A 2,225-nucleotide genomic window follows, 5' to 3' on the forward strand; every position below is an offset into this window, starting at 1 on the left:
TTAACACCCATTCTACTGAAACTTTGCCCTGGATTACCAGCGCTTCTGAGCTGCTCGTTCGATGGGGTTTAGTAAACACTTGGCTGGTAGTCAAAACAACTCGATTCTTTAAAGCCTTAACGCAAAAGGCATTCATTCTACCGACTCGCCGAATCTATTTGCCGGCAAGCAGTTCCAGTCTTGCACCTGGATGCATGGACGCTCATTTCCCCCCTAAGAGACTGCAGTATAGCGCGCAAACGCCAGCATGGCCATACGAGTTCAATGACTCATTCTTGGAAGCGATTCGAGATATTTCTTGGAAAAGCTCTGCTTGAGGAGCGTCTTCTGCTCGGCAGCTGATAAACCGAAACCGTCTCCCGGCGACTGGCCCATAAGGCCACATCCAGGCGTTGTCCATAAACAATTTTTGGTTGGATGGCCATAACCGATCACATGTAGATACTCGTGCAGCATAAAATTCTGTAGCTCACGCGGATTGTGTGTCAATTCTTTTGCGACAAAAACCCGGATTTCACCATTGGGATAGAAGCGTGTCACTGCCATGACCTCACCTCCTGCGGCTGCGATGAAATATTTGGGCACAAAGGAGAGGCAGCGGATGCGCTTGAAATTCTTGTGGCTCTGTAGACCTACAGGCAAAAGTTTGGAAATGTTTTTTAGCCGCGCGTCCATGGTTGAGCAGAAATTGATATCTGGGCGGCTTTGCAAGAAATCCCTTTTGTGGACACATACAGTGCTGGAAAAGCCAAGAATGAGAACGCACAAATAGCTTAGCGCGCGCAGCACCGGCAGCCCTAAAAACAGCATCATCAACTCCGCAGCAGCAAAAGGAACAGCAGCAACGCATCAACAGCGTGGGCAGAGGCAAAAGCCCCCTGGTCGAAGTTTTGCAGGCTACAGGCCAATTTGATATGCTTTTAAGATGAATGATTTCATTGGTTTAAAGACAACATGCGAACGCACAGTGTTGGTGATAATTGCAGGTGACAACGGATTGGTCAGCCCATCGGTTACGGCTCGGAATTTTGAAACCTATCCACCGCCAGCTCAGAATTGACCGCAAGAAATGAATTGGAAACGTTTCGCCTAACTGGGGGAGGGTAAGGATCCGTGATTTTTCTGCCTTTAGACTTTGTAGGGCTTTCATGGGAATGTGTTTCACGGGAATTGAAGCGGTTTCATGCGGTTTGAAGGTGATCACGAATCATCGTGGGCGGCATCTTAAACGTAAGCGCCTCATGAACACACGTCTGGAAACTAATCCTGCCTAATCGTATCCTGCCTCATCACCCGCAGCTGGTGATCTAAAAACAGTAGTTTTAAGCCAGGGCAGTTTTTGCTAAAGCCGCCCCTTGGTTTTCAAGGGCTCCACGGCGCGATCCCAAACAGGTTTTTGGCGAGCCTGTCATTTTCGTCTTCAAACCAGCGTGGAATCAACAATATTGCCTTGAAGCACTTATCCACCAAAAACTTCAGAGCGATCTGGTAGGATTTGGAAGCTTTCCCTACCACTGTCCAACTTGATATCCCGTGCTTATCGAGCCCATTCTTGAGGCCGACTGCCTGGATTTCCTGAAGCATGGCAAACTTCTGCTCAGCTGTGAAAGTTCGTCCCCTGGGCTAACATTATAGCGCATAAAAAATTCGATTCAGTCCGAGTATCAGACACGCACTTCATTAGAAATACCGTCAATTATCGCCTCGTTACCCATGATCTTTTCATACTGAGCAATCTGCTGAACAGAGTGAAAGACTATCATTAGACGCCGAAATTCGACTATGGCCAGCCGGCCAAGTATCAGCTAAGATTCCTTTCGGAACAGCCAATAGTCTATAAAATAAAGAAAACGTTTGTAAATGGTACAACCAGTCTAATGGAATCGTGTTGGTCGGTTGCGGGCAAGCGCGCGAAAATTTGGGTTCACCTTGCCCCCACATTAGGTGCTCGGCGAGAAGGGAAAACCGCCGAAGAGAAAGACTTTGTCAAGGTCAGGGCGATTGGTTTTAAGTACAACCAGTATGACATTTTCTTGGCGCTAGGATGTTACGCGGATGAAATATGCGCGAGACGGTCTGAATAAAAGGATGGGTCCAGCAGCCGGACAGCCTCCTGATACAATTGACGGTATTATTCGCTGGTGAATCTGCTCTTATTGACATGTAAAGTCATCCCAAATGTGCCTGGAAATTGGGGGGGTCGGCATGTCGGTTCGCCATTATAG

At 47.8% G+C, this 2,225-nt stretch carries 1 protein-coding gene; it reads right to left on the reverse strand.

From position 1 onward, the window contains the following. Positions 1–261: 261 nt before the first annotated feature. Positions 262–813, reverse strand: a complete 552-nt coding sequence (locus VE954_RS24465; protein WP_324957753.1) for a hypothetical protein — start codon at positions 811–813, stop codon at positions 262–264. Positions 814–2,225: the final 1,412 nt, after the last annotated feature.

The sequence above is a fragment of the Oligoflexus sp. genome (assembly GCF_035638955.1).
Classification (GTDB): Bacteria; Bdellovibrionota_B; Oligoflexia; order Oligoflexales; family Oligoflexaceae; genus Oligoflexus.

What these genes read in the sequence shown, in the direction of transcription:
- VE954_RS24465 (WP_324957753.1), bottom strand. Translation starts at nt 813, where the DNA reads ATGATGCTGTTTTTAGGGCTGCCGGTGCTGCGCGCGCTAAGCTATTTG.